Genomic DNA, 21,300 nt, shown 5'->3' on the forward strand with positions numbered 1-21,300 from the left:
TGCCCATGTCACCGGGGCCAGAGGCTTATGAGTGTCGGTCCACCCCAGGATGACATGCCCGCCAGCCCGTTGATCGCGGCGCTGATCAACGAGTACTTCGATCGTCGCCAGTCTGGAGAGGATCTCAGCCCGGAGCGCTTCGCGGCCGAGCATCCCGAGGTATCGGCCGAATTGCGTCCGTATCTTGATGGTCTCAGCCTGATCGATCGTGCGCGCTCGGCCGTCAGTGCGGATTCGTTTGCCCCGCCGCCCGCGGCCACGGCTGGGCTGCCGCCGATCGCCGGCTATCAACTGCTGGAAGAGATCGGTCGGGGCGGCATGGGGGTCGTCTACCGCGCCTTGCAGATCGCCACGAAGCGCATCGTCGCGATCAAGGTGATGCTGGCCGGACCATTTGCCTCCGACACCGCGCGTCGCCGGTTCGCGCGCGAGGTCGAATTGGCGGCCCGACTCGACCGGCCGGGCATTGTACGCGTGCTCGAAAGCGGCACCGTGGCCGGGCAGCCATACTATGCGATGGATTACGTCGCCGGCGTCGGGCTGGCGCGCCATCTGAAAGACACGGCGCCCGATGTCCGCCAGATCGTCGCGCTCTTCGCACTAATCGCCGCGACGGTCGAAGAGGCGCATCAATGTGGCGTCGTGCACCGTGATTTGAAACCCGCCAACGTGCTCGTCGATCAGGAGGGGCGCCCGCGGATCCTCGACTTCGGCCTGGCCAAGGCGGTCGATCTGAGCGGGTCTGATGCCGCCTCGTTCTTTACGACGCTGTCGAGTCCGGGGCAGGTCATGGGCACCCTGGCCTACCTCTCGCCTGAGCAGGCCGCGGGCATTCCGACTGAAGTCGACGCCCGCACGGATGTATATGCCCTGGGCGTGATGCTCTTCGAAGCGCTCACGGGCCAGCTGCCGATCGACCCCAACGGCCGCCCGTCGGACGTCCTGCAGCGCATCCTCGAATGTCCGCCCCGCCTGCCTTCGCACCTGGCGCCCCAGGTGGATGCGGACCTCGAAACGATCGTGTTGAAAGCGCTGGCGAAACAGAAGGAGCATCGTTACGCCAGCGCGCGCGAGCTGGCGGAGGACCTGCGCCGCTACCTGGCCAACGAGCCCATCCTCGCCCGGCGGCCCAGCAGTCTGTACTTGGTGCGGAAGAAGCTGCGCAAACACCGGCTGCAGATTGTCGTCGCGGGGGCCGCACTGGTGGTCGCCGCGCTCGTGCTCTGGGGTGGCGGCGCGTGGTTCCAGCGGCAAGAAGCACAGCGTGCGGCCCGCGAGATAGCCGATGCACGGCGCGAGGCCCTCCGCGCCCAACAGAACCTGGACGTCGGCGACATCAACAGCGCGGCCACGCTCGCCGCAGGCATCTACGCGCGCTACGCCACGGTGGTACCAGACGCCCTGCTGGTGCTGGCGAAAACGCGCTTCTATGGGCGCGCCACGGATTCCGCGATCACAGAGCTTGAGCGGCAGCCACGCGATCTGCCGGACTACTGGGCCACGCGGGTATTGCTGGCCGAAATCTATCGCACGCTGGGCAATTCCGTGCGGGCCGACCAGTTGGTCGCCGAGGTCGCCCCACTCATTCCGGACACGGCGGACGCCTGGTATCTGCGCTCGCTCGCCACGCTCAGCTTTGCGGAGGCCGCCCGGTGCGCGCAGCGCGCGGTCGAACGCGATTCAGGGCACGCCCTGGCCTTGTCGCGGCTGGCACGCCTGCAGACCCAGTTGGACCAGTTGGATGAGGCCTTGGCGACGGCGCGCCGGCTTGTGCAGGTCCAACCCGCTGATCTCGACGCACGCCTGCTTGAAGCCGAGGTTCTGCTTCGCCGACACGCCTTCAAGCTGGTCGTGGACATCTGCACGGAGGTTCTGCAGGCTCACCCCGATTTTCAGATCGCGCGTGTGTACCGGGCACATGCGTACCGGCGGCTGAAGCGCTTTGACTTAGCGCTGGCTGATTACGATGCGCTGATGGCTCCGGGAACGGCCCGACCGGGCACGGTGCCCATTTGGTACTGCTACCAGCGGGCTGCCGTCCTATGGATGATGGGCCGCGCCACAGACGCCTTGGCTGATTACGAGCAGGTGCACGCGGTGGTTGGACGCCCGCACTATGCGGACGCGCGGCGCGCTGTGATCTTGCACGAGCTGGACCGCGACACAGAGGCGCTGCTTGTGCTCGATGAAGCTATACGTCAGACCGATGAGCCTTGGCTCGCGCAGATTCTCGCCTGCCTGGCGGGCCGGACAGCGCCCGCGGAACTGGTCCAGGCTGCGGAGGGGATGGCACCGACGGCTCCTGGCGTGCGCGCTCGGACCTGCGAAGCTTTCTACTATGCGGGTGAGACCTGCCTTTGGAGAGGCGAACACAGCGCAGCCCGCGCCTGGTTTCAGCGCTGCCTGCAGACGGGCGTCGAGTTTGACCCCGGCGTCTTCCGCCCGACGCCCATGAATGAGTACGAGCTCGCCGAATGGCGGCTGGCAAACCTGCCCGCCACTGACTCCCAGCCGGGCGGCCCGTAAGCACCCTCAGAGTCCTTGGAGCGCCAAACAGAGCCCCCCTCCTTCTCAGGGAGGGGGCCGGGGGGAGGGTCGAAGCGCCAGGCGTAACACTCCCATCCTGGGAGGAGGACGGTCTTGACCGCCGTTCTTGCTATTGGCGCGTCGTCTGTGAGTTCCGGCGACGTTTCCTTATTAGGCCGGCGGCCTGACGCTTGCCCGCAGGCTGGGCTCGTGGCCGCCCGCCATAAAGGAACACGCGGGCCGGGAAGGGGCCCTGCTCACAGAAGGAGACGAGATCATGAAAGCGTGCACGAGAGCGCTGGGCGTGCTGGTTGCGATGCTGTGTAGCGCCAGCCCCCTGCAAGCGGACGCCGTGGAGTGCCAGGTATCGCCCAACTTGCCGTCGGCATACGATCGTTTTGGCTGGTCCGTTTCGGTTTCAGGCTCCTTGGCGACCACCAGGAGAGCCGTCGTGGGTGCTCCGGAGTGGGCCAGCAAGCCTGGCTCGGTCTACGTTTTCCAGCGCAGCGGGAGCACGTGGCCGCAGCAGGCGGAGCTCAACTTCGGGGGCCCGAATACGAGCTATTTCGGCTCGTCCGTCTGCATCGACCGGGGCAACGGCCTCTTCATCGTGGCGGGCGCACCGGGCAGCGACTCCGGGACCGGCGCCGCCTACCTCTACCGCTACTCGGGCGGGAGCAGTTGGACCCAGATCGGCGCGCTCGCTCCCGCGATGGGGGAGCTGTCGAACGGCGATCGCTTCGGCAAGTCGGTGTCGATTGACCTCGAGAACACGGTCGTCGTGGGCGCTCCGCTGCACCACCACGGAGGCCTGATCGACTGCGGCGCCGCCTATGTCTTCTACAAAGACCCGAACGACCCGAACGATTGGGGATTCAAGAAGGAGCTCGTGGCCAGCGATCGGGCCAAGTGGGACGAGTTCGGCACGGCCGTCGCGATCAGCCCGGTCTACCCGACTGCCAACAACGAATACATTATCGTCGGCGCGCCCAAAGACGATCACAGCGGGCACTCTGACGCGGGTTCGGCTTACATCTTCGAGCGCCACTACGGCGGGATCGACAACTGGGGCGAACGCAAGAAGCTCATCGCCGCGGATCCCACGAGCGACTATTTCGGCTACTCCGTCGCCATCGACGGCGATTACGCGGTCGTGGGCGCGCCCATCAAGAGCGACTTTGACACCGGCACCGGCGCCGTGTACGTGTTCTACCGCAACCAGGGTGGCACGGACCAGTGGGGGCAATTGCACAAGATCTACTCTCTGTTCCCGTCCAACAACGCCAATTTCGGCACTTCGGTCGCCATCCAGGGCACGCGGATCGTGGTCGGTGCGAAGTACGACCTGATCTCCTGCGGCGCGGCCTACGTCATCGAGTTTGACATGTCCGGCTGGGACCAGGTGGCCCAACTGGTACCCAGCAACGGCGCCTATCACGACTACTTCGGCTACTCGGTTGCCGTGGTGGACGACCTGGTGCTCGCCGGGGCACCGGAAAACGGCGCCAACGGCACGGAAGCCGGCATGGCCTACGTATACGACATCAGCGATCTGACGCCCTCCAACGACGATTGCGGCGGCAAGGCCTCCCTGCCCATCGGCGAGGTGCTCGACCTGCCGTTCGCGACGAATGCGGCGACGTTTGACGGGATGGGCACGTGCATGTCGGGACCGAACGTCTGGTACTGCTATACGCCGTCCTTCACGGGCACTGCCACGATCACCCTGGATGCCGCCTATGACGCGAAGCTCGCGGTGTACGACGGCTGCGCGTGCGGCTCCGGCACGCAGCTGGGCTGCGCCGGCGGCCCCGCGGCGCAGTGCACGCTCTCGGTTACTCAAGGCAATCTGTACCAGATCGAGATCGGCGGCAACGGCACGGAGACCGGTCCGGGCCGCTTGAGCATCACGTGTGGCGCCAGCGCGCTGTGGGAGGTGGATTTCAATACCGGCATCCCGGGCGATTGGACCATCATGGACTATGCCGGCACAAACGTATTGTGGCAGTTGAACACCACTTGGGTTGACGACAACTGGACCGGCGGCGACGGCACGTGCGCGGAAGTGAATGCAAACAAGGCCGGTAACAAGCGGTACGACACCGCGCTCATCAGCCCTGAGTTCATGGTCCCGCCCGGGGCCGTGCTCGAGTACGACACGAATTACCAGGACTTCCAGCCCGGCTACGACCTGGCGGACGTCGACATCAGTTTCGACGGCGGCAGCGTCTGGTCCAACCTGTCGCGATGGGACGACGACCACGGCATGTTCAAGAACCTCCCCGGGGAGCACGTTCAGATCGAACTTGGGGCATACACTGGTGCGACCGTCCGCGTGCGTTTCCGCTACTACAATCCGATCGCCAGTTCGAACGAGTACTGGCAGGTCGACAACGTGATGGTGACCGGTCAGGGGATCGTGCTCGCGGCCTGCTGCTTTGACGACAGCTCGTGTCAGTATGTTACGGAGTTGGAGTGCGGCGGCGCCGGCGGCACCTGGCAGGGCGTTGGCACGAGCTGCGAAACCGTCACGTGCCCGCTCATCGCGGGTGCCTGTTGTGTCGGCGGCGCGTGCGTCGCGACCACGACGCAAGCCGCGTGCGTGGCCCTCGCCGGCGAATGGCACGAGGGGGAGGACTGCGTTCTCTTTGAGTGCCCGGTGGCCTCCGTCTGGTACTTCGATGACGCGGGCGTGAGTGGCTGGGGCCAAACCTACGAGGCGCCCCTGTGGGAGTGGATGGACGCAGGTCCGCTGCCGGAATGCACGATGCAGGACCTGGACCCGGAGAATCCCTACTATGCCGTGACCCCAGCGATCACGTACGATTATTCCGGTTACCACTTCTACGCCAAGATCTGGCTGGCGAACAACTATCCCGAGTCATTCGAGCCAGTCACGGTTGAGCTGCACCGCGGCTGGGGTGAGGGCGAGGGCCCGCTCATCGCGTCCACGACGGTGTACGTGACCGAGCAGATGAACGAGGTTTTCCCAGGCTGGCCGCACATCTTTGACCTCGGCACGATTTCTGACCTGGTACTCAACCAGGAATCCCTGGTGCTCAAGATCATCTACACCGGTTGGGGCGGCGACACCCACATCTGTTGGAACGGAGAGTCTTGCCCCAGTGCACTGCACGCGCTGGCCCCCAGCGAGCCCCCCGGCATTGACACGGTGGTCTGCGAGCCGCAGGGCGGTGACAACCCCAGCCATCCGAGCACCTACTGGTATGACGTCACGCCAGGCGATGCGTATGGCCGGTGCGACTTTCACGTGCAGGTCTTCGACCCCAACCCCGAGAATTACCTGGCCTGGTCGATCACGCCGGAGCCCTGGCCGGCAGGGAACGAACCCACCTGGGAGTTCTTCGTCCAGCAGGTGGGCTCCGAGTGGTGGGCGACGTGGCGGGATCCGAACTGCGTCTACCCCATCACGACCGGTACCACCCGCTTTACGTTTGAGAACAGCAACCCGCCGACGTGGGGCGACTGGCGCGTCACCATCGGCGCGAGCGTCAACCCGCATGTCTGGGTCAGCGATTTCAGCGGCGCGCACTTCATGCAGTCCGACGGCGATGGGTACCGCGTACACGTCCCGCTGGCGAACATCCACGCCTTCAACTATACGCAGGACCTAGTGGGCGTCTGGAAAGCGGATTCCGCCTGGGGCGACCTCGACGGCGACGGAGACCTCGACCTCGTCTACTCGGGTGAGAGCAATGACGGACTGGTTACGAAAGTGTACACCAACCAAGGCGGCACGCTCACGTACGCCTACGACCGCTTCGGCGTCCAGAACGAGAGCAGCGGCAACCTGGCGCTGGGTGACTGCGATGGTGACGGCGACCTAGACCTCGTCGTCGCCGGCAACTCGAACGCCGGTGCCAGCAATCGCCTCTACCGGAACGACGGTGCCGGCGTTCTCACCTGGGACCAGACGCAGACGCTGGTCGGCCTGAACTACGCCTCGCTCGCGTGGGGCGACTACGACCTCGACGGCGATCTCGACCTGTACGTCCAGGGGCACGACGGCACCGCCGCGCGGGCCATCCTCTACCGGAACGGCCCGCTCGGCACACTCACCGCGGACACCGGACAGACTCTGGTCGGCCTCTACGCCGGCTCGGCGGACTGGGGCGATTGGGACGGCGACGGCGACCTGGACCTCATCGTCACCGGCGTCGATGGCACCGGTCGCCAGACCATCCTCTACAAGAACAATCCGACCGGCACGCTGGTTAACGACGGCAACCATGCCCTGCCAGGTGTGAGCCTTTCGGATACCGCCTGGGGCGACCTCGAGGGCGATGGCGACCTGGACCTGGCCTTCACCGGCGAGACCAGCGCGGCCCAGCGTTACGCATGCGTTTACACGAACGATGGGGCCGGCGGCTTCACCATGTACGGGCCAAACGTGCGCGCGATCTACCGCAGCTCGTGTGCGCTGGGCGATTACGACAACGATGGTGATTTGGATGTCGCGTTCTGCGGCTACGATGGTGGCGGCCTGTATACCGTCGTCGGCACGAACACAGGGACCGAGTTGTCACAGGACTACTACCTGCAAAGCGTGCGGGAAGGTTCGCTGAACTGGGTCGATGTCGACGCGGACGGCAATCTCGACCTGTTCATGACGGGCGCCGACTGGGGCCAGAAATTCGCCCGACTCTACTGGAACACCGGCGGCCTGCTCAACACGTATCCGAGGCCGGCGAGCACCATGCTTGCCCAACAGTGTGGGGGCCTGTCGCTCGCTTGGGACGGTGCCACCGACACCGAGACGCCCGGCCCGGGGTTGTACTACTGCGTCCGGGTCGGCACCACCAGTGGCGGGAATGACGTCATGTCGGGCACGTACAGCACGCCGTTGATGGGCAATGCCGGCCAGGGGGCCGCGTATTGGCTCGATCTGCCGGCGCACCAGTATTTCTGGAGCGTTCGTGCGGTCGATTCCGGGTTGGCGGCTTCGCCGTGGACGCCCGAGCAGGTGGCCTGGTGCCTGGGCGACGTCAACTGCGACGGCGTCGTCAACTTCCGCGACATCAACCCGTTTGTACTGCTGCTGAGCAACCCGACGGCTTATCAGGCGCAATACCCGACTTGCCCGACGGCCAACGGCGACATCAACTGCGACGGCGCGGTCGGCTTTCGCGACATCAACGCGTTCGTGGCGCTCATCGCGAGCGGCGTCTGCAGTTGATGGGTTCTGCCTGGACATGACGTCCGGCGTGCTGAGAACGGCGGCCGGCACCGAGCGGCGACTGCGGTGCCGGCTGCCGTGACCTTCCCGAGGCCGCCTTTGGCGCCAGGCGCGGGGCGCCGGTCGGCCGTTCTACAGCACCAGCTTATACCCCACGGCGTGCGCGGTCAGGATGTATCGCGGTTTGGCCGGGTCCGGCTCCAGCTTCCGCCGGAGGCTCACGATATGGTTGTCCACCGTCCGGTCCGCCGGGCCGACGCCCACGCCCCAGATGCGATTCAGCATGTCCGCGCGCGGCACTGCCTCGCCCACCTGCTCGTGCAGCATCCGCAGGATCTCGGATTCGTAGTAGCCCAGCGGCAACTCGCCGGTGGGCGCGATGATCACCTGCCGGGCGAGGTCCACTTCGCGGTCGCCGATGCGGAAGCGGACCTGGGCCGCCGGGGGCGCGCCGGCGGCGCGGCGCAGGGCGGCGTGCACGCGGGCCAGCAGTTCGCGCAGGCTGAACGGCTTGGTCACGTAGTCGTCGGCGCCCAACTCGAGCCCGCGGACCTTGTCGATCTCCTGTCCGCGGGCCGAGAGGATCACGATCGGCATCGTATAGCCTGCGGCGCGCAGCCGGCGGCAGATCTCGAAGCCGTCCAGATCAGGCAGCATGATGTCCAGCAACACAAGGTCGGTGGGGTGCTCGGTGACCAGCCGCAGGCCGGTCTGCCCGTCGGCGCCGTGGGCGACGGTGTGCCCCTCGAATTCCAGGTTGTCGCGCAGCCCCATCGCGAGATCAGGTTCGTCTTCGATGATCACTATGCGGGCCATGTCAGGTCTTCACGTTCGCGAAGTGCAGGACCGCCACCGGGCCGAACACCAGCACGGGGATCGCGGTCGCGATCCGCGCCTCGGCGGCGTCCGAGGACATGCTGTGGCTGACGAACACCAGCCCGAAGCACGCCCCGGTCAATAGCAAGGCCTTGCCACCGGCGACGAGCACGTTGCCCGGCTCGCGCGTCAGGAAGAACGGAATCGCCAGCAGCATGAGGATCCAGGTCAACAGCGGCTGTGTGAAGCGGATGTCGCGGGCCTTCGCCACGGCCGGCAGGTTCGGCAGATTGCGGCTCTTCAGCAGCATGTTCATCTGCGCGATGCTCATCAGGTCGGCCCACTGCGACGACTGGCGCAGCAGGATCTGCTCCGGCGACAGCCCGAATGCATACTCGGCCAGCGGCTGCCATTGAATGGGCCGCGCGAGCCCCTCTTCTTCGAACGCCGGCCCCATGCCCTGGCGCGCCCCGCGGTCGAGCACCCAGACCTGGCGGTCGGCGTCGTAGCGGGCCGAGTCGGCGCGGAGCAGGTGCTTGGGGGCGCCGCTTTCGTCCGGCTCGATGATGTAGACGCCGTTGAGCACGCCGGCCTGCAGGTGCAGCTCCTGGGCGACGAGGATGGCGTTGCGGTCGTCGCGGACACAGCTCACCTGCACTTCGCGCACGTCGGTGAGATCCGCGTGCCGCCGCGCGATCTTGTCGGCGAAGCGCGGCACGAGCAGCTCGCTGTTCGCCATCCACAGCGCCACCAGCGCGATCGAACACACCAGCGCCGGCAGCGCCAGGCGCTGCAAGGGCACCCCGGCCGCGACCAGCGGCGTCAGCTCGTTGTTCTTCAGCAGCATGGCGTAGGTGAAGGCGGCGGCGATGGCCATGAGGACCCCGCCGAGCTGCGCGTAGTACAGCGGCAGGTTGTGGCCGTAATAGTCGGCCATGTTGACGAGCACCGCCCCCGCGGAGAGCGTGCGGTCCTTGGTGAACTCGTCGAGGTTTACGAGCACGTCGCTGAAGATGTACAGGCCGAAGCCGATCAGCATCAGGATGAGATAGCTGCCGAGAAACGTGCGGCCGACGTAGCGGTCGATCGTGGTCATCGCCGCACCCCCAGGCGCAGGATCATGCCGTCGGCCAGCAGCATGAGCACCAGCCCGCCCCAGGTGACGAACGGACCGATCGGACTGATGTGGGGGTCCTCGGTCAACTGGCGCCCCAGCACGAGCAGGATGAGCACCACAAAGAACGGGATCAGCGCCAGGCCGAAGGCGGCCAGGGCGCGCGAACCGCGGAAGATGATCCCCAGCGCAGCGCCCATCAGCAGCGTGACCAGTGCGCTGCTGCAGTAGGACAGGCGGAAGTTGATCGTCCCGACGATCTTGCGCAGGAGCTGCTGGGCCGACTTCTGGAGCCCGATGCGCCGGTCACCGAGCGCCTGGTCGAGCGGCAGGTCGACGTCCGGGTCGAGCACGGCGGCGGCGGTGACCCGCTGGGCGTCCTGCACGACCTCGGGCGGGATGTGCAGGCGGTCGAGATTGAGGGTCTCCTTGCGGCGGGCCGCGGCGGGCTGTCCCGGGCGCAGGTCATATTCGAGCACGTCCTGCTCGGGTGACTGCACGAGCCGGAGCTCGACGAGCGGGTCGGGCAGCGGCAACGTGCTGACGTCGATGCGGTGCGCCTCGTACGCGAGCCGGGGTTGCCCGTCGGCACCGCGGACCGCGACGCGGCCGCGCGTCAGCGTCAGGCTGTCGCGGCCGGCCTGGGCCCGCGCGGCGGTCAGCGTGTAGGCCTGGCCGTAGTCGTCGTGCAGTTGCACGGCCTCGCCCGCCTGCAGGCGCACCACGCAGTGCTCGTAGAAGCGGGCCCGCGTGACATCGATCAGGAAGCGCTGCAGCTCGTCGGCGAGGCGCGGCGATTCCCACGGGGCGCGTCGCCAGCGCAGCAGGAGGCGCAGATCGGTGGTGGTGAGCCGGAACGGCGTCGGCGTGGGCACGGTGATGCGGGTTTCCTGGTCGGTGATGGTCAGCGCGCGCTTGCCCACCTCGAAATCCTGTCCGTCCCGGATGTGGAAGGTGACCTCGAGCGGGGTAACGCGCGTGTCGAACGCGCACAGCACGTAGCGCGCCGCGGCGAAGCGCACCAGGTCACCGTTCCGGTTCAGCTGCAGGAACGTCGGGTTGGTCACCAGCAGGTAGTGGAGGCCGTCGGCGACCTCGAAGTACTTGGCGCGCAGCGCGGCGTCCGAAACATAATCCACCTTCTCGGCGGTGAACGTGTAGCGGTCTTCGCCCTCGCGCCCGCGGTGGACAAAGCCCTTCTGCTGCAACTGCTGCGCGACCAGGTCGCGGATGTTGCTGCGCGTGAAGCTGTCGATACGCTGCATGAAGCTCGGGATGATGAAACTGCCGAACAGCAGGCTGAACGCGGCCACGAAGACCGACAGCAGCACTGCGGCGAGCAGCAGGCGGTGGATGTTGATCCCGGCCGCGCGACAGGCCAGCAATTCGTTGTCCGCCGCCAGGCGGCCGTAGACCATCGCGGTCGCGAACAGCGCGGCCATCGGCATGGTTAGCGTCACGACAATCGGGATCAGGATGGGCACGAACCCGAACACGTCGCCGGCGGAAACGCCCTCGTAGCGCACAATGTTGTACAGGCCGCCGCCCATCGTGAAGAGCACGGTGAGGGCCGCCAGCGCCAGACCAAAGGTCTTGAGCAGCTCGCGCAGGACGTAGGTGTGCAGCGTGACCATTAACGCAGCCTGCGCGCAGGGCAAACCACGGGGTGCCGGGCCACGGGCGTGCGGAAAACCGGATGCATCCGGACCAATCTAGTGCCGGCCGGGGGGCTGTCAAGCGGCCGGGCCGCGCCCCCCGCGCCCGGCTGCCGCGAACCGGGTTGCGACCAGCGCGTTGAATTCCGCCGCAAGCGCCCGCTCGTCCAGCGCCGCGATGCGTCCGTCCTGGACGACCGCGCGCCCCGCGACGTACACGCGCTCGGCCCGCGGCGCTGCACACAGCACCAGCGCGGCGAGCGGATCGTGCGCCGCGGCGCCCGCCAGCGCGACGTCGTCCAGGTTGAACATCGCCAGGTCCGCGGCGGCGCCCGGGTGCAAATGACCCAGTTCGGCCCGGTGCAGGCACGCGGCCCCGCCGCGCGTCGCGAGCCAGAGCGCCTCGGCAGCGGACAGCCAGGGCGCGCTGGACTGCGTCAGCACCGGTGGCATGCGGCCAACGAGCAGCGCCTGCTTGGCTTCGGCGAGCAGGTTGCCGCCGTCGTTACTGCTGCTGCCATCGACTCCCAGGCCGAGGCGCACGCCGCGGGCGCGCAGGTCCGCGAGGCGCGGCAGGCCGCTGCCGAGCCGCAGGTTCGACGTCGGACACAGGCTCACCGCGGTACGCGTGCGCGCGAGCAGCTCCAGCTCGGCGTCGTCGAGCCACACGCAATGCGCCAGGTAGACGTCGGGGCCGAGCCAGTCGAGGTCGGCGAGATATTGCACGGGGCGACAGCCGAACCGGTCCAGGCAGTACGCCTGCTCGTCGAGCGTCTCGGCGAGGTGCGTGTGCAGCAGGACGCCGCGTGCCCGGGCCAGCGCGCGGGTGTCGCGCAGCAGCTCGCGCGTCACGTTGAACGGCGAGCAGGGTGCCAGGTCGATGCGACGCAGCGCGTAGGGCGCCGGATCGTGATATGCGTCCAGCACGCGCTCACAGTCCGCGAGCACGTCCGCGTCGCGCTCCACGCAGTCGTCCGGCGGCAGCCCGCCCCGGCTTTGGCCGAGGCTCATGCTGCCACGACAGACGTGCATGCGGATGCCGAGTTCCGCGGCGGCGGCGAGCACGGCTTCCAGCCGCACGTCGCTTTGCGGCGGGAACAGGTAGAAATGGTCGCTCGTGGCCGTGCAGCCGTGGAGCAGCAGCTCCGCGATGCTGACCTGGGCGGCCAGGTGGACGGCGCGGTAGTCGACTTGGCGCCAGTGCGTGTACAGAACGCGGAGCCAGTCAAACAACGGCACGTTCTGCGCCGCCGGGAGGCAACGCGTCAGCGACTGGTACAGGTGGTGGTGCGTATTGACGAGGCCGGGGACGATGGCACGCCGTGTGCCCGGGACGACAGTGGCGAATGCGCCGGCCTGCCGGCGGGCCTCGAAATCGCGGCTGGGGCCCAACTCGGTGACGCGTCCGCCCGCGAGCACGAGGCTGTGATGATACAGCACGCGGACCGCAACGACGGGCGTCGGCGCGGCGGTCAGGTCGCCGGTGGGCGCGTCGGGCGTGATGATGGTGGCGTCATGCAGGAGTATCTGGGTCACAACGACCTCGCACTTGATCGCGGGAGGAGTTTCGGCGATGACCGGCCGTTGTGCAACCGCGGCGCATTGAACGCGGCGTGATTATCGCTAGACTAGGTTATGAGGGGTTGGCCGTTCCCGCCGTGTTGGGCGGAGAGCGCCGGCGTCGAATGTCGGGCGGGAAGCGCGGTTCGCCGAGAGAACCAATGCGGCACAAGGAGTACCGTCTGAGCGCTTTGGGTTGCACGAGTTTGGGAGGCGCGCGGCTGCTCGCCGGGGCGGCGCTGCTGACGCTGTTGGTTGGTTGCGTGGTGCCGCAGCCCCGCGGTGCCGGTCAACTGCAGCGGTTTGTGGAACCGACGACCCGGCGTCCCTATTACTTGTACCTGCCCAGGGATTACATGGCGGCGGATGACACGGCACGGGCGGCGCGCCGCTGGCCGCTGGTGGTCACGTTCCATGGCATGAAACCCTACGATATTGCGCTCTACCAGGCTCAGGAGTGGCAGCAGGAAGCGGATCGCTACGGGTTCGTGGTCGTGGCCCCGGTGCTGACGGCGTTCGATTTCTTCACGGGCGAGTTCCCGCTGCGGACCCTGAACCGGGCGTTCAAGTCGGACGAGCTGGCAACGCTTGCCATCGTGAACCACGTGCTAGAGACGACCGCCGCCGACCCGGAAAACGTCCTGTCAACGAGTTGGTCGTCGGGCGGATACCTGGCGCATTACATGCTGAATCGCCACCCGGAACGCTTCACTTGCCTGGCGGTGCGCCAGTCGAATTTCGCGGCGGAAGTGCTGGACGCCGTCTCCACTTCGCAGAGCCTGTACCACCCGATCCTCATCGTCGGCACGGAGAACGATGTGCCGATTTGCCAGGAGGAGTCGCGCGAGGCGATTCGCTGGTACGAAAGCCACGGGTATCGCAACTTCGCCTGGGTCCACCTCAATCGGCTCGGCCACGAGCGGACGCCGGACACCGCGGCGGATTTCTTCGCGCGAGTCGCCGGCGTGACGCCGAACAAGCCGCCACACGTGCTCGTCGGCCGTCAGGCCATCGACGGCAACCCGGCCGGCCTGGCGCTGCTGGCGGGCAACCTGGGCCAGATGCAGCAGGCCCCGGGCATGGCCGCGCGTGCGCCGGTCGAAGGCGGTGTGCCGTCGCGCCCGGTGACCCAACCGCGACCGGTGATGGTGGCCGTCACGGCTCCGCGCGGCGGACCGGCGTCGGCGCCGCCGGCGGAACCGCCGCCGGCCGAGCCGGTGACGTCGTCGGTCCAGGCGGAACCGACCCCGGCGCGGCGTGCTGCGGCACGCGCGGCCCCGGTCCCGTCGCCGATCGGGATTCGACTGTCGTCGGCCATCGGATTCCAGCCGCTGCTGCTGGTGTATTCCGCGGAAAGCCCGTCGGACTGGCAGCGGACGGCGAAGTTCTACTGGACCCTGGACGGCGAGGACATCGGCGCGGGCGTGAACGGGCAGCGCATGATCGCGCACGCGGGCGACTACCAGCTTGGCCTCCGGGTGGTGACGGCGGCCGGGGCGGAGCATCACGCGACGCGGCAGATTCGTGTGCTCAAGAGCCTGGAGACGAGCGCCGTACCAACGTCGGTGGCGCCGTAGCGCTCGTCCGGCGTGCCGTGGTGCACCGTGCGGTAGTGCAGAATGTCGGAATACCAGAAGAACCTGTGGGCGCCGTGGCGGATGGAGTACATCGCGAGCCTGGGACCGAACGCGGACAATGGCTGCTTTCTCTGCCGCGCCATCGCGGCCCCACAGGCCGACGCGGAGAACCACGTCCTGTGGCGCTGCCCGCAGACCCTCACCCTGCTGAACCTGTTCCCCTATAGCACCGGCCACGTGCTGGTGGCACCTACCACACACGTCGGTGAGCCGGAGGACCTGCCGGACGCCGTGCTGCTCGAGATGATGCAGCGCGCCCGCGACGCCAAGCGCGTGCTGCAGGCGGCCGTCGAAGCACAGGGGTTCAACATCGGCATCAACCTGGGACGGTGTGCCGGGGCCGGCCTGCCGGGCCACCTGCACATGCACGTGGTACCGCGCTGGAACGGCGACGTGAACTTCATGTCGGTGCTGGGGGACGTGAAGGTCATGCCGCGGACGCTGGTCGAGGTCCGCCGGCTGTTCCTGGAAAAAGCGGCGGAACTGGGCCTGGGACAGGCACACTGACGCGGTCGCGGATTGGGGCAGGCAAGCTTGGCACGGTTTGGGCGGCAACGTGAATATGACCAGTCGCTCCTCAACGTCGGCGCGCAGCGCTTGTAGGTGAATTGGGGGCTTGGTTAGCTGCGGGGCGTGCGCTTCAACCGTTGGCCCAAGATCACGCTGCTCACGCAGACGGCGCGGGTGCAGGCGCGGTGGATACGGCGCGACGCTCGGCCGCGGTGCCCCAGAGCAGGAACACGCCCAGCACGATCAGCATGAGCAGGTGCGCACCCATCAGGCGCGGCTCCGGACGAATCCACGCCAGCATCCCCGCCAGCCAGATGAGCAGGCCGGCGCGCCCAATCCAGCGCTCCCGCGCGCTCTCCACGTGGGCCGCCAACTGTGCGAACAGCACCACTGCGGGAAACGCCCAGACGAGGTAATACTGACGCAGCAGCGGCGAGAACACCATCAGGCCAAGCATGTAGACGGCGGCCTCGGCATGTCGGCGACGCACGGACAACTGGGGCCAGGCGCGCCGTGTACTTACCAGCAGCGCAATGCCCAAGGCGGCCGTGATGCCGGCGGCGATGCCGCGTGACGTCTCGGGGGCGAGCTGCACCGGCTGCCACGGCGTGGGATAGCGGTGCGCGGCCCAGGTCCAGCGCGCGAGCACCTGCACGATGGACTGATTGCGGTGGTTGATGAAATGCTCAGGCAGATCCATGTTCAACAGGCCGCGCGCCGAATCGCCGCGCGCGTTGAGTTCCCACCACTGGCGCTGGTACTCCGCCGTGCGCTGCGGCCCGAATGCGAGCAGCGGCGGCAGGACGAGCAGCGCCGCGCCCGCGAGCACGAACGCCACCGCCGCCGACCAGCGGCGCTTGAGCAGCAGCCACGGCAGGAAAACCAGGGGGAGCAGCTTCAGCACGGCGGCGGCCGCGAGGATGCCGCCGGCGACCCAGGGCTGGTTGCGGTCGAGGGCGCTTAGGCCGCCGAGCAGCATCGCCAGCACGAAGAAGCTGAGCTGGTTGAAGCGCGCGGCTTCGATGAACGCCGGCAGCGCTACCGCCGTCGCGACTGCGAAGACCAGCGTCGTGCGCAGCGCGGCCTCGGTCGGGTTCGCGTGCTCGGCCACGCCCCACCGTCGCAGCACGCGCAGGCTGTAGCCGAGGGCCGCCACCTGCGCCACCGACCACAGCAGGGCGGCCGGCACACGTCCGAGCGCCGTGATGGGGGCGAGCGCTGTCGGCACGGTTGGCAGGTAGAAGGGCAACTGGCGGTCCTCGTCCGAGCGGGGGAACGGAACCACATTCGGATTCAGACCGCCGTGGTCCCAAACGTAACGAGCGTCCAGGTAGAAATGGTGGAAATCGAATTTTTCGCGGGTGGCCCGATGGAAGGACAGCACTCCCAGCGCCACGAGCAGCACCACCAGCCCGAGGCGCAGCGCGCGTTCGTACCGGCGCGGCTCAGGCATGGGCGGGCACCTCGGGCCGCGCCGGATGCGGCGGCGCGCCGTATGGTTCCGGCAGAAGCGCGGGGCGGCGTCCCAGCCGGATCAGCAGCACGACCAGGGGCAGCGCCAGCGCGACCAGCGCGGCCAATATGGTGCCCCGCGCCTCGACATGGATGGAGAACAGCGCGAGGTGCGCCGCGACAGACAGTCCCAGGCCCGCGAGCGCGAGTCGCGCCCACGAGCCACGGAAACCACTGTAGTGCAGCGCCGCGCCGAGCATGGCCACGGCCGGCAGCGCGCAGATCATGTGATACCGGCGCATCACCGGCATGAACCACAGCATCATGAGCACGCACAAGGCCCATTCGCAGCGCAACTGCCAATGCGTCAGTGCGGCCGCCGGGCGCCGCGCCAGCCACACCAGCCCGATGAGACTGCCGCCGAGCAACGCGACCGCAATGCCCGCGACCGCGGGCAGCGGCAGATCGACCACGTTCATGGTCAGCGGCGGGTAGTCGACATAGTCGCGCTGGATGCGCGGGTCGTTGTCAAAGCGGTAGTTGTAGTTTGTCGGGTGCAGCCAGCGGCTGAGCACGGCGCCCACCCCCTGGTTGCGCCAGTCCGTCTCGCGCTGTAGCAGGACGAGGTTGCGGTGTGAGCCGGTGCTGACCGCCCGGTGCAGCCACCCGCGATACGCGGCGACCGCATCCGTGGGGCCAAAGACGACCGCGTCCGCCAGGGGACCGGCCAACGCGACCGTCAGTACGGCTACCGTGACTGTGCGGTATTGCCGCTTCAACGCAAACCACAACACGAGCAGACCGGGGGTCAGCTTCAGCAGCACGGCGAGCCCGAGCCAGAAGCCCGCCACCAGCCCGCGCCCGTGCTGCCAGCAACTGAAACTCCCGACCAGCAGCAGCAGCGTCAGCGTGTCGATCTGGTTGAGACGGAACTCCCAGAGCCAGTAGGGTGCCAAGAGCACCAGCGGCAGCAACTGCGTAACGGGCCAGTCCCGCGGCGGGAGACCGACGAGCTCGCGACCCAGGAGCCGCAGAATGGCCCACAACGCAACCAGGTTCAGTGCGAGCCACAGATACCCGGCCGCGTGGAATGGCAGCAGGGCCAGCAGCGACATCACGCGGGGAACGATCGGCCAGTACCAGTCGAGCGAACCGCGGGCCTCGACTCGCCCGTTCACCAAGTCATAGCCGGGATCCAGGGCGCCGCGCTCCGCGAGCCAGAGACCGCCTTTGTAGAAGTACTCGAAGTCTGGATGCTGCCAGAAGATGTGGTCCGCGCCCACGCAGGCCAACCACAGCGTCACCGCGCCCAGTGCCACGTAGCAAAGCCGCCGCACGCCGTCGGGTGCCACGCCCGGCGCGCGCAGCGCGGTTGGTTGGTGGATTGCGGCGAAGGAAGGCTCGTGCATAGGAAGCGCGATTCTACGGACGCCCCCGACGCCGAACAACCGCACGGTCGCCGTCAGCTTGGCTGGACCGCGCGCAATGCGGTGGCAACTTCCGCCGTGGTCACATCGGCAACGCGCACGGTGGCGCCGGGTTCGCGGAGGAGGATGAAGTTCACGGCTCCACCGGCCACCTTCTTGTCACGGCTGCACGCCGTAAAGACGTCCGACGGGTCGAGCGCGCGGGGGAGTCGCGTTGGCAGGCCCAGGCGCTCAAGCAAGGCGCGGATTTCGTCCGCGAGGGTCCGCGCGAGCAGGCCGCGCCCGCATGCAATCTCGTTTTCGGCCACGATGCCGAGGGCGACGCACTCGCCGTGCCGCAGTTCATACCCGAGCAAATGCTCGATCGCGTGGCCGAGCGTGTGCCCATAGTTCAGGATCGCGCGCAGCCCGGATTCCCGTTCGTCGCGGGCGACCACCGCCGCCTTGATCGTGCAGTTGCGTGCAATAAGGGTCGTGACGGCAGCCGGGTCACGGTGGCCGATCGCCTCCACGCTGGACATGTGCCACTCGAGGAACGCGCGGTCTCGAATCAGGGCCTGTTTCACGCTCTCGGCCAGTCCGGACCTGAATTCGCGGTCTGGAAGCGTTTGCAGAAAATCGGTATCCACCGCGACCATCTCGGGCTGATGGAAAGCCCCCACAAGGTTTTTCCCCTGGGGGAGGTTCACCGCCGTCTTGCCGCCCACCGAGGCGTCCACCGCGGCCAGCAGCGTCGTAGGCACCTGGACGAAGCGCACGCCACGCTGCCAGGTAGCAGCCACGAAGCCGGCCAGATCGCCAGCGACGCCGCCGCCGAAGGCGATAATCACCGCCCCGCGCTCGATGCGGGCGTCGGCCAGGCGGCCGTAGAACCGGCTGGCGGTGCGGAGCGACTTGCTGGCCTCGCCGGGGGCGAAGGTCAGGACGAGGAGCTCGTGGTCGAGGGTGTTCCGAAGCGCGCGGAGGTGCAGGCGTGCAACGGCGCGGTCGGCAACAGCCACGTACTGGCGAGAACCGCCTGCGAACGCGTTGCCTGTACGCAACATGGTCGTTGCACAAGGTCCGATATGTATCGGGTAAGAACGCTCCCCGAGATCGACGTGGACCGTGGTGAGGCCGGGGGGCGGTTGCGGCCGAAACTTCTCGGTCCCATCAGCGTACAAGTTCATGGCTCACGCGTGGCCGCGGTCGTCCGTTCGCGAGTATCGGACCGAACCGCTTGTACGGATAAGTCTTTTTGTAGCAACCAGTTAGAGCTTTTCTTGCCTTCGGCGGCACGCGGAACGACTGTCCGTAGGTTATTGACGAAACAGTACTTAATGGTTATCCTGAGCCCCCATGACGCGGATAGCGACCACCAAGCGACCCGCCCCAGCCAGAACCGCTAGGAAGGCACGGCCCAAGCGAGCCCCCACGCGTAGCCCCGATGGCGGACGTTCTATACGCACGTACCGGGCGGCTTTGGAGTTCCTCAACAGTCGGACCGACTACGAGAAGATGGTTCGCGTGGGCTACAACCACACGAACTTCAATCTCTCGCGCATGCTGCGCATCCTAGCCGGGCTGGGGAACCCGCACAAGAAGCTCAAGACCGTGCATGTGGCGGGCACGAAGGGCAAAGGCTCCACCTGCCACATGGTCGCGTCCATGCTCCAGAACTCGGGGTATCGGACCGGGCTGTACACGTCGCCGCACATCGTCGACCTGCGCGAACGCATCGCGGTGGACGGCAAGCTCGTGACGGAACACGAGTTTACGAAGCTGATCGCGCGGATCGCGCCCGTGGTGAACCGCCTGCGGCGGGATGAGCCGACGTTCTTCGAAATCCTGACGGCGGCGGCGTTCCTGCACTTCGTACAGCAGAAGGTCGACATCGCGGTGATCGAAACCGGGCTGGGCGGGCGGCTGGACTCGACGAACGTCATCAAGCCCGAGGCGTGCGGCATCGTCAGCATCAGCTACGACCACATTGCCCAGTTGGGCAACACGCTGGAGAAGATCGCCGAGGAGAAGGCGGGCATTTTCAAGCCGGGCGTGCCGGTGATCAGTGCGCCGCAGGTGCCGGCGGTGAAGCGCGTGCTGCGCAAGGCCGCCGAGCGGGTGGGCTGCCCGTTGCGGTTCATCGGCGAGGACATCGAGTTCAGCATTCGCTTCGAGTCGTCGCGGGCGAGCGGGCCGCACACGCGGGTGTGCCTGGCGACGCCGACGACGCGCTTCGATCATCTGCGCGTGCCGCTGCTGGGCGAGCATCAGGCGTACAACTGCGGCGTGGCCTTGGGCATTGTGGACGCGCTGCGGCAGTCGGGCTTCGAGGTGCCGGAGCAGGGCGCGATCGACGGGCTGGCGAAGGTCCAGGTGCAAGGCCGGATGGAGCTGATCCGCGACATGCCGCGGACGATCGTGGACGCGGCGCACAACGCATCGAGCGTCGCGGCGCTGATGCGCGCGATCGGCCAGAACATCACGTACGATTCGATGGTCGTGATCTTCGGCTGCTCGGCGGACAAGGACATCGACGGCATGCTGGCGCAGCTCCAGCTTGGGGCGGACAAGGTGATCTTTACCACGTCGAGCACGCCGCGCTCGGTCGATCCGCACGAGTTGCATGCGCGCTTCATGGAGAAGAGCCAGAAGATGGCGCAAGTGGGGGACACGCTCGAGGACGCGTACGCGATCGCGTGCAAGAGCGTGACGCGCGAGGATCTGATCTGCATCACCGGCTCGATCTACCTGGTCGGGCTGGCGAAGCGGCTGCGCGCGGCGGGGAAGCTTCAGTAGCCATACGGTGTGGCGGCGTTTCCGCAATCGAGCGATCGTCGCGCGGAAACGTCCGATAATAATAATACGCAAAGCCTGCGCAAAGCACTGTTGCTGCCCACGACCGCGAATTCCGGCGTTCGGCCGGATTTTTTCAAGCGCTTATCGGGAAGCGGCCGATATCGCTGGTGAGCGAGTGGGTCACGATGCGCACTGGACCGCCGAAGGACCGGCGGGCGACGCGTCGTTTGCGTATTCTCACCAAAGCCAACCCGGAGGGCGAATCGCAGCGGTCCGTGCCCGTTTGGGCAGCAGTGCGAGGCTTGGATTGGGACATGAACGAAATCGGATCCGTCAACGAGAAGCGGGTTGGCCCGGGCCCTCAGATCGAGCGCAGCGCGAGCGAGGCGAAACCGGCGCGCCCGGTTACCACCGCGCGCGTCGCCGATGGGGACCGCGTCGAGCTGTCTGAAGCCGCGGCGCAGTACGACCCCCAGGCGGTTGCGGACGCGGCGATGGATGCGCGGATTCGTGACATTCGCGCGCGCATCGCCGACGGCACGTATCTCACCGAGGACAAGCTGAACGCGGTGATCGACGCGCTGTTCCGCGAACTCGTCGGCGCGGCGTAGCGGCGCTGCGCTTGGCG

At 67.3% G+C, this 21,300-nt stretch carries 13 protein-coding genes; 6 read left to right on the forward strand and 7 right to left on the reverse strand.

Annotated elements, in window-relative coordinates; all coding sequences use genetic code 11:
• The first annotated feature begins 54 nt into the window (after nucleotides 1-54).
• Both KA383_02615 and KA383_02620 read left to right on the forward strand, forming a co-directional pair.
• The gene (locus KA383_02615; GenBank protein MBP7744996.1) at nucleotides 55-2,526 is read left to right on the forward strand and encodes a protein kinase; all 2,472 of its coding nucleotides are present in this window, start codon (nucleotides 55-57) and stop codon (nucleotides 2,524-2,526) included.
• 277 nt (nucleotides 2,527-2,803) lie between these two features.
• Nucleotides 2,804-7,723: a VCBS repeat-containing protein gene (locus tag KA383_02620; GenBank protein MBP7744997.1), complete on the forward strand. Its 4,920-nt coding sequence runs from the start codon at nucleotides 2,804-2,806 to the stop codon at nucleotides 7,721-7,723.
• Between the two features lie 132 nt (nucleotides 7,724-7,855).
• Here KA383_02620 and KA383_02625 read toward each other — a convergent pair whose 3' ends face one another.
• The 4 genes from KA383_02625 to KA383_02640 form a co-directional block, all read right to left on the reverse strand.
• Nucleotides 7,856-8,539 carry a response regulator transcription factor gene (locus tag KA383_02625; GenBank protein MBP7744998.1) on the reverse strand — a complete coding sequence of 228 codons (684 nt, stop codon included), beginning with the start codon at nucleotides 8,537-8,539 and terminating at the stop codon, nucleotides 7,856-7,858.
• Between the two features lies 1 nt (nucleotide 8,540).
• The gene (locus KA383_02630) at nucleotides 8,541-9,635 is read right to left on the reverse strand and encodes an LptF/LptG family permease (protein ID MBP7744999.1); all 1,095 of its coding nucleotides are present in this window, start codon (nucleotides 9,633-9,635) and stop codon (nucleotides 8,541-8,543) included.
• Entirely contained in the window at nucleotides 9,632-11,287 is a 1,656-nt protein-coding gene (locus KA383_02635) for an LptF/LptG family permease (GenBank protein ID MBP7745000.1), read from the reverse strand. Before KA383_02635 ends, KA383_02630 begins: the two co-directional genes overlap by 4 nt.
• A 99-nt stretch (nucleotides 11,288-11,386) precedes the next feature.
• Nucleotides 11,387-12,844, reverse strand: a complete 1,458-nt coding sequence (locus KA383_02640; GenBank protein MBP7745001.1) for an 8-oxoguanine deaminase — start codon at nucleotides 12,842-12,844, stop codon at nucleotides 11,387-11,389.
• A 185-nt stretch (nucleotides 12,845-13,029) separates the two neighbouring features.
• On the opposite strand from KA383_02640, the gene KA383_02645 reads away from it, so the two are divergent.
• Nucleotides 13,030-14,445 (forward strand): prolyl oligopeptidase family serine peptidase, encoded by a 1,416-nt coding sequence (locus KA383_02645; GenBank protein ID MBP7745002.1) that lies wholly within the window; start codon nucleotides 13,030-13,032, stop codon nucleotides 14,443-14,445.
• A 42-nt stretch (nucleotides 14,446-14,487) separates the two neighbouring features.
• The gene (locus KA383_02650; GenBank protein ID MBP7745003.1) at nucleotides 14,488-15,012 is read left to right on the forward strand and encodes an HIT domain-containing protein; all 525 of its coding nucleotides are present in this window, start codon (nucleotides 14,488-14,490) and stop codon (nucleotides 15,010-15,012) included.
• 160 nt (nucleotides 15,013-15,172) lie between these two features.
• Here KA383_02650 and KA383_02655 read toward each other — a convergent pair whose 3' ends face one another.
• Genes KA383_02655 through aroB form a run of 3 tightly spaced genes read right to left on the reverse strand, consistent with a single transcriptional unit; the run spans nucleotide 15,173 to nucleotide 18,895 of the window.
• Entirely contained in the window at nucleotides 15,173-16,468 is a 1,296-nt protein-coding gene (locus KA383_02655) for a DUF2029 domain-containing protein (GenBank protein ID MBP7745004.1), read from the reverse strand.
• Nucleotides 16,461-17,876, reverse strand: a complete 1,416-nt coding sequence (locus KA383_02660) for a DUF2029 domain-containing protein (GenBank protein MBP7745005.1) — start codon at nucleotides 17,874-17,876, stop codon at nucleotides 16,461-16,463. The genes KA383_02655 and KA383_02660 overlap by 8 nt, the downstream gene beginning before the upstream one ends.
• 53 nt (nucleotides 17,877-17,929) lie before the next feature.
• Nucleotides 17,930-18,895 (reverse strand): 3-dehydroquinate synthase, encoded by a 966-nt coding sequence (gene aroB, locus KA383_02665; GenBank protein MBP7745006.1) that lies wholly within the window; start codon nucleotides 18,893-18,895, stop codon nucleotides 17,930-17,932.
• A gap of 505 nt (nucleotides 18,896-19,400) precedes the next feature.
• Between aroB and KA383_02670 the strand changes: the two genes are divergently transcribed.
• Both KA383_02670 and KA383_02675 read left to right on the forward strand, forming a co-directional pair.
• A complete protein-coding gene (locus KA383_02670) occupies nucleotides 19,401-20,672 on the forward strand; it encodes a bifunctional folylpolyglutamate synthase/dihydrofolate synthase (GenBank protein MBP7745007.1) in 1,272 nt (423 codons plus the stop codon).
• A gap of 314 nt (nucleotides 20,673-20,986) precedes the next feature.
• Nucleotides 20,987-21,283 carry a flagellar biosynthesis anti-sigma factor FlgM gene (locus KA383_02675; protein ID MBP7745008.1) on the forward strand — a complete coding sequence of 99 codons (297 nt, stop codon included), beginning with the start codon at nucleotides 20,987-20,989 and terminating at the stop codon, nucleotides 21,281-21,283.
• Nucleotides 21,284-21,300 lie beyond the last annotated feature (17 nt).

It is taken from the genome of Phycisphaerae bacterium (genome assembly GCA_017999985.1).
Taxonomy (GTDB): Bacteria; Planctomycetota; Phycisphaerae; order UBA1845; family Fen-1342; genus JAGNKU01.

Coding starts and splice junctions, on each gene's coding strand:
- KA383_02620 (MBP7744997.1), top strand. CDS start 2,804: ATGAAAGCGTGCACGAGAGCGCTGGGCGTGCTGGTTGCGATGCTGTGT.
- KA383_02645 (MBP7745002.1), top strand. CDS start 13,030: ATGCGGCACAAGGAGTACCGTCTGAGCGCTTTGGGTTGCACGAGTTTG.
- KA383_02635 (MBP7745000.1), bottom strand. CDS start 11,287: ATGGTCACGCTGCACACCTACGTCCTGCGCGAGCTGCTCAAGACCTTT.
- KA383_02615 (MBP7744996.1), top strand. CDS start 55: ATGCCCGCCAGCCCGTTGATCGCGGCGCTGATCAACGAGTACTTCGAT.
- KA383_02630 (MBP7744999.1), bottom strand. CDS start 9,635: ATGACCACGATCGACCGCTACGTCGGCCGCACGTTTCTCGGCAGCTAT.
- KA383_02650 (MBP7745003.1), top strand. CDS start 14,488: ATGTCGGAATACCAGAAGAACCTGTGGGCGCCGTGGCGGATGGAGTAC.
- KA383_02655 (MBP7745004.1), bottom strand. CDS start 16,468: ATGCCTGAGCCGCGCCGGTACGAACGCGCGCTGCGCCTCGGGCTGGTG.
- KA383_02660 (MBP7745005.1), bottom strand. CDS start 17,876: ATGCACGAGCCTTCCTTCGCCGCAATCCACCAACCAACCGCGCTGCGC.
- KA383_02675 (MBP7745008.1), top strand. CDS start 20,987: ATGAACGAAATCGGATCCGTCAACGAGAAGCGGGTTGGCCCGGGCCCT.
- KA383_02625 (MBP7744998.1), bottom strand. CDS start 8,539: ATGGCCCGCATAGTGATCATCGAAGACGAACCTGATCTCGCGATGGGG.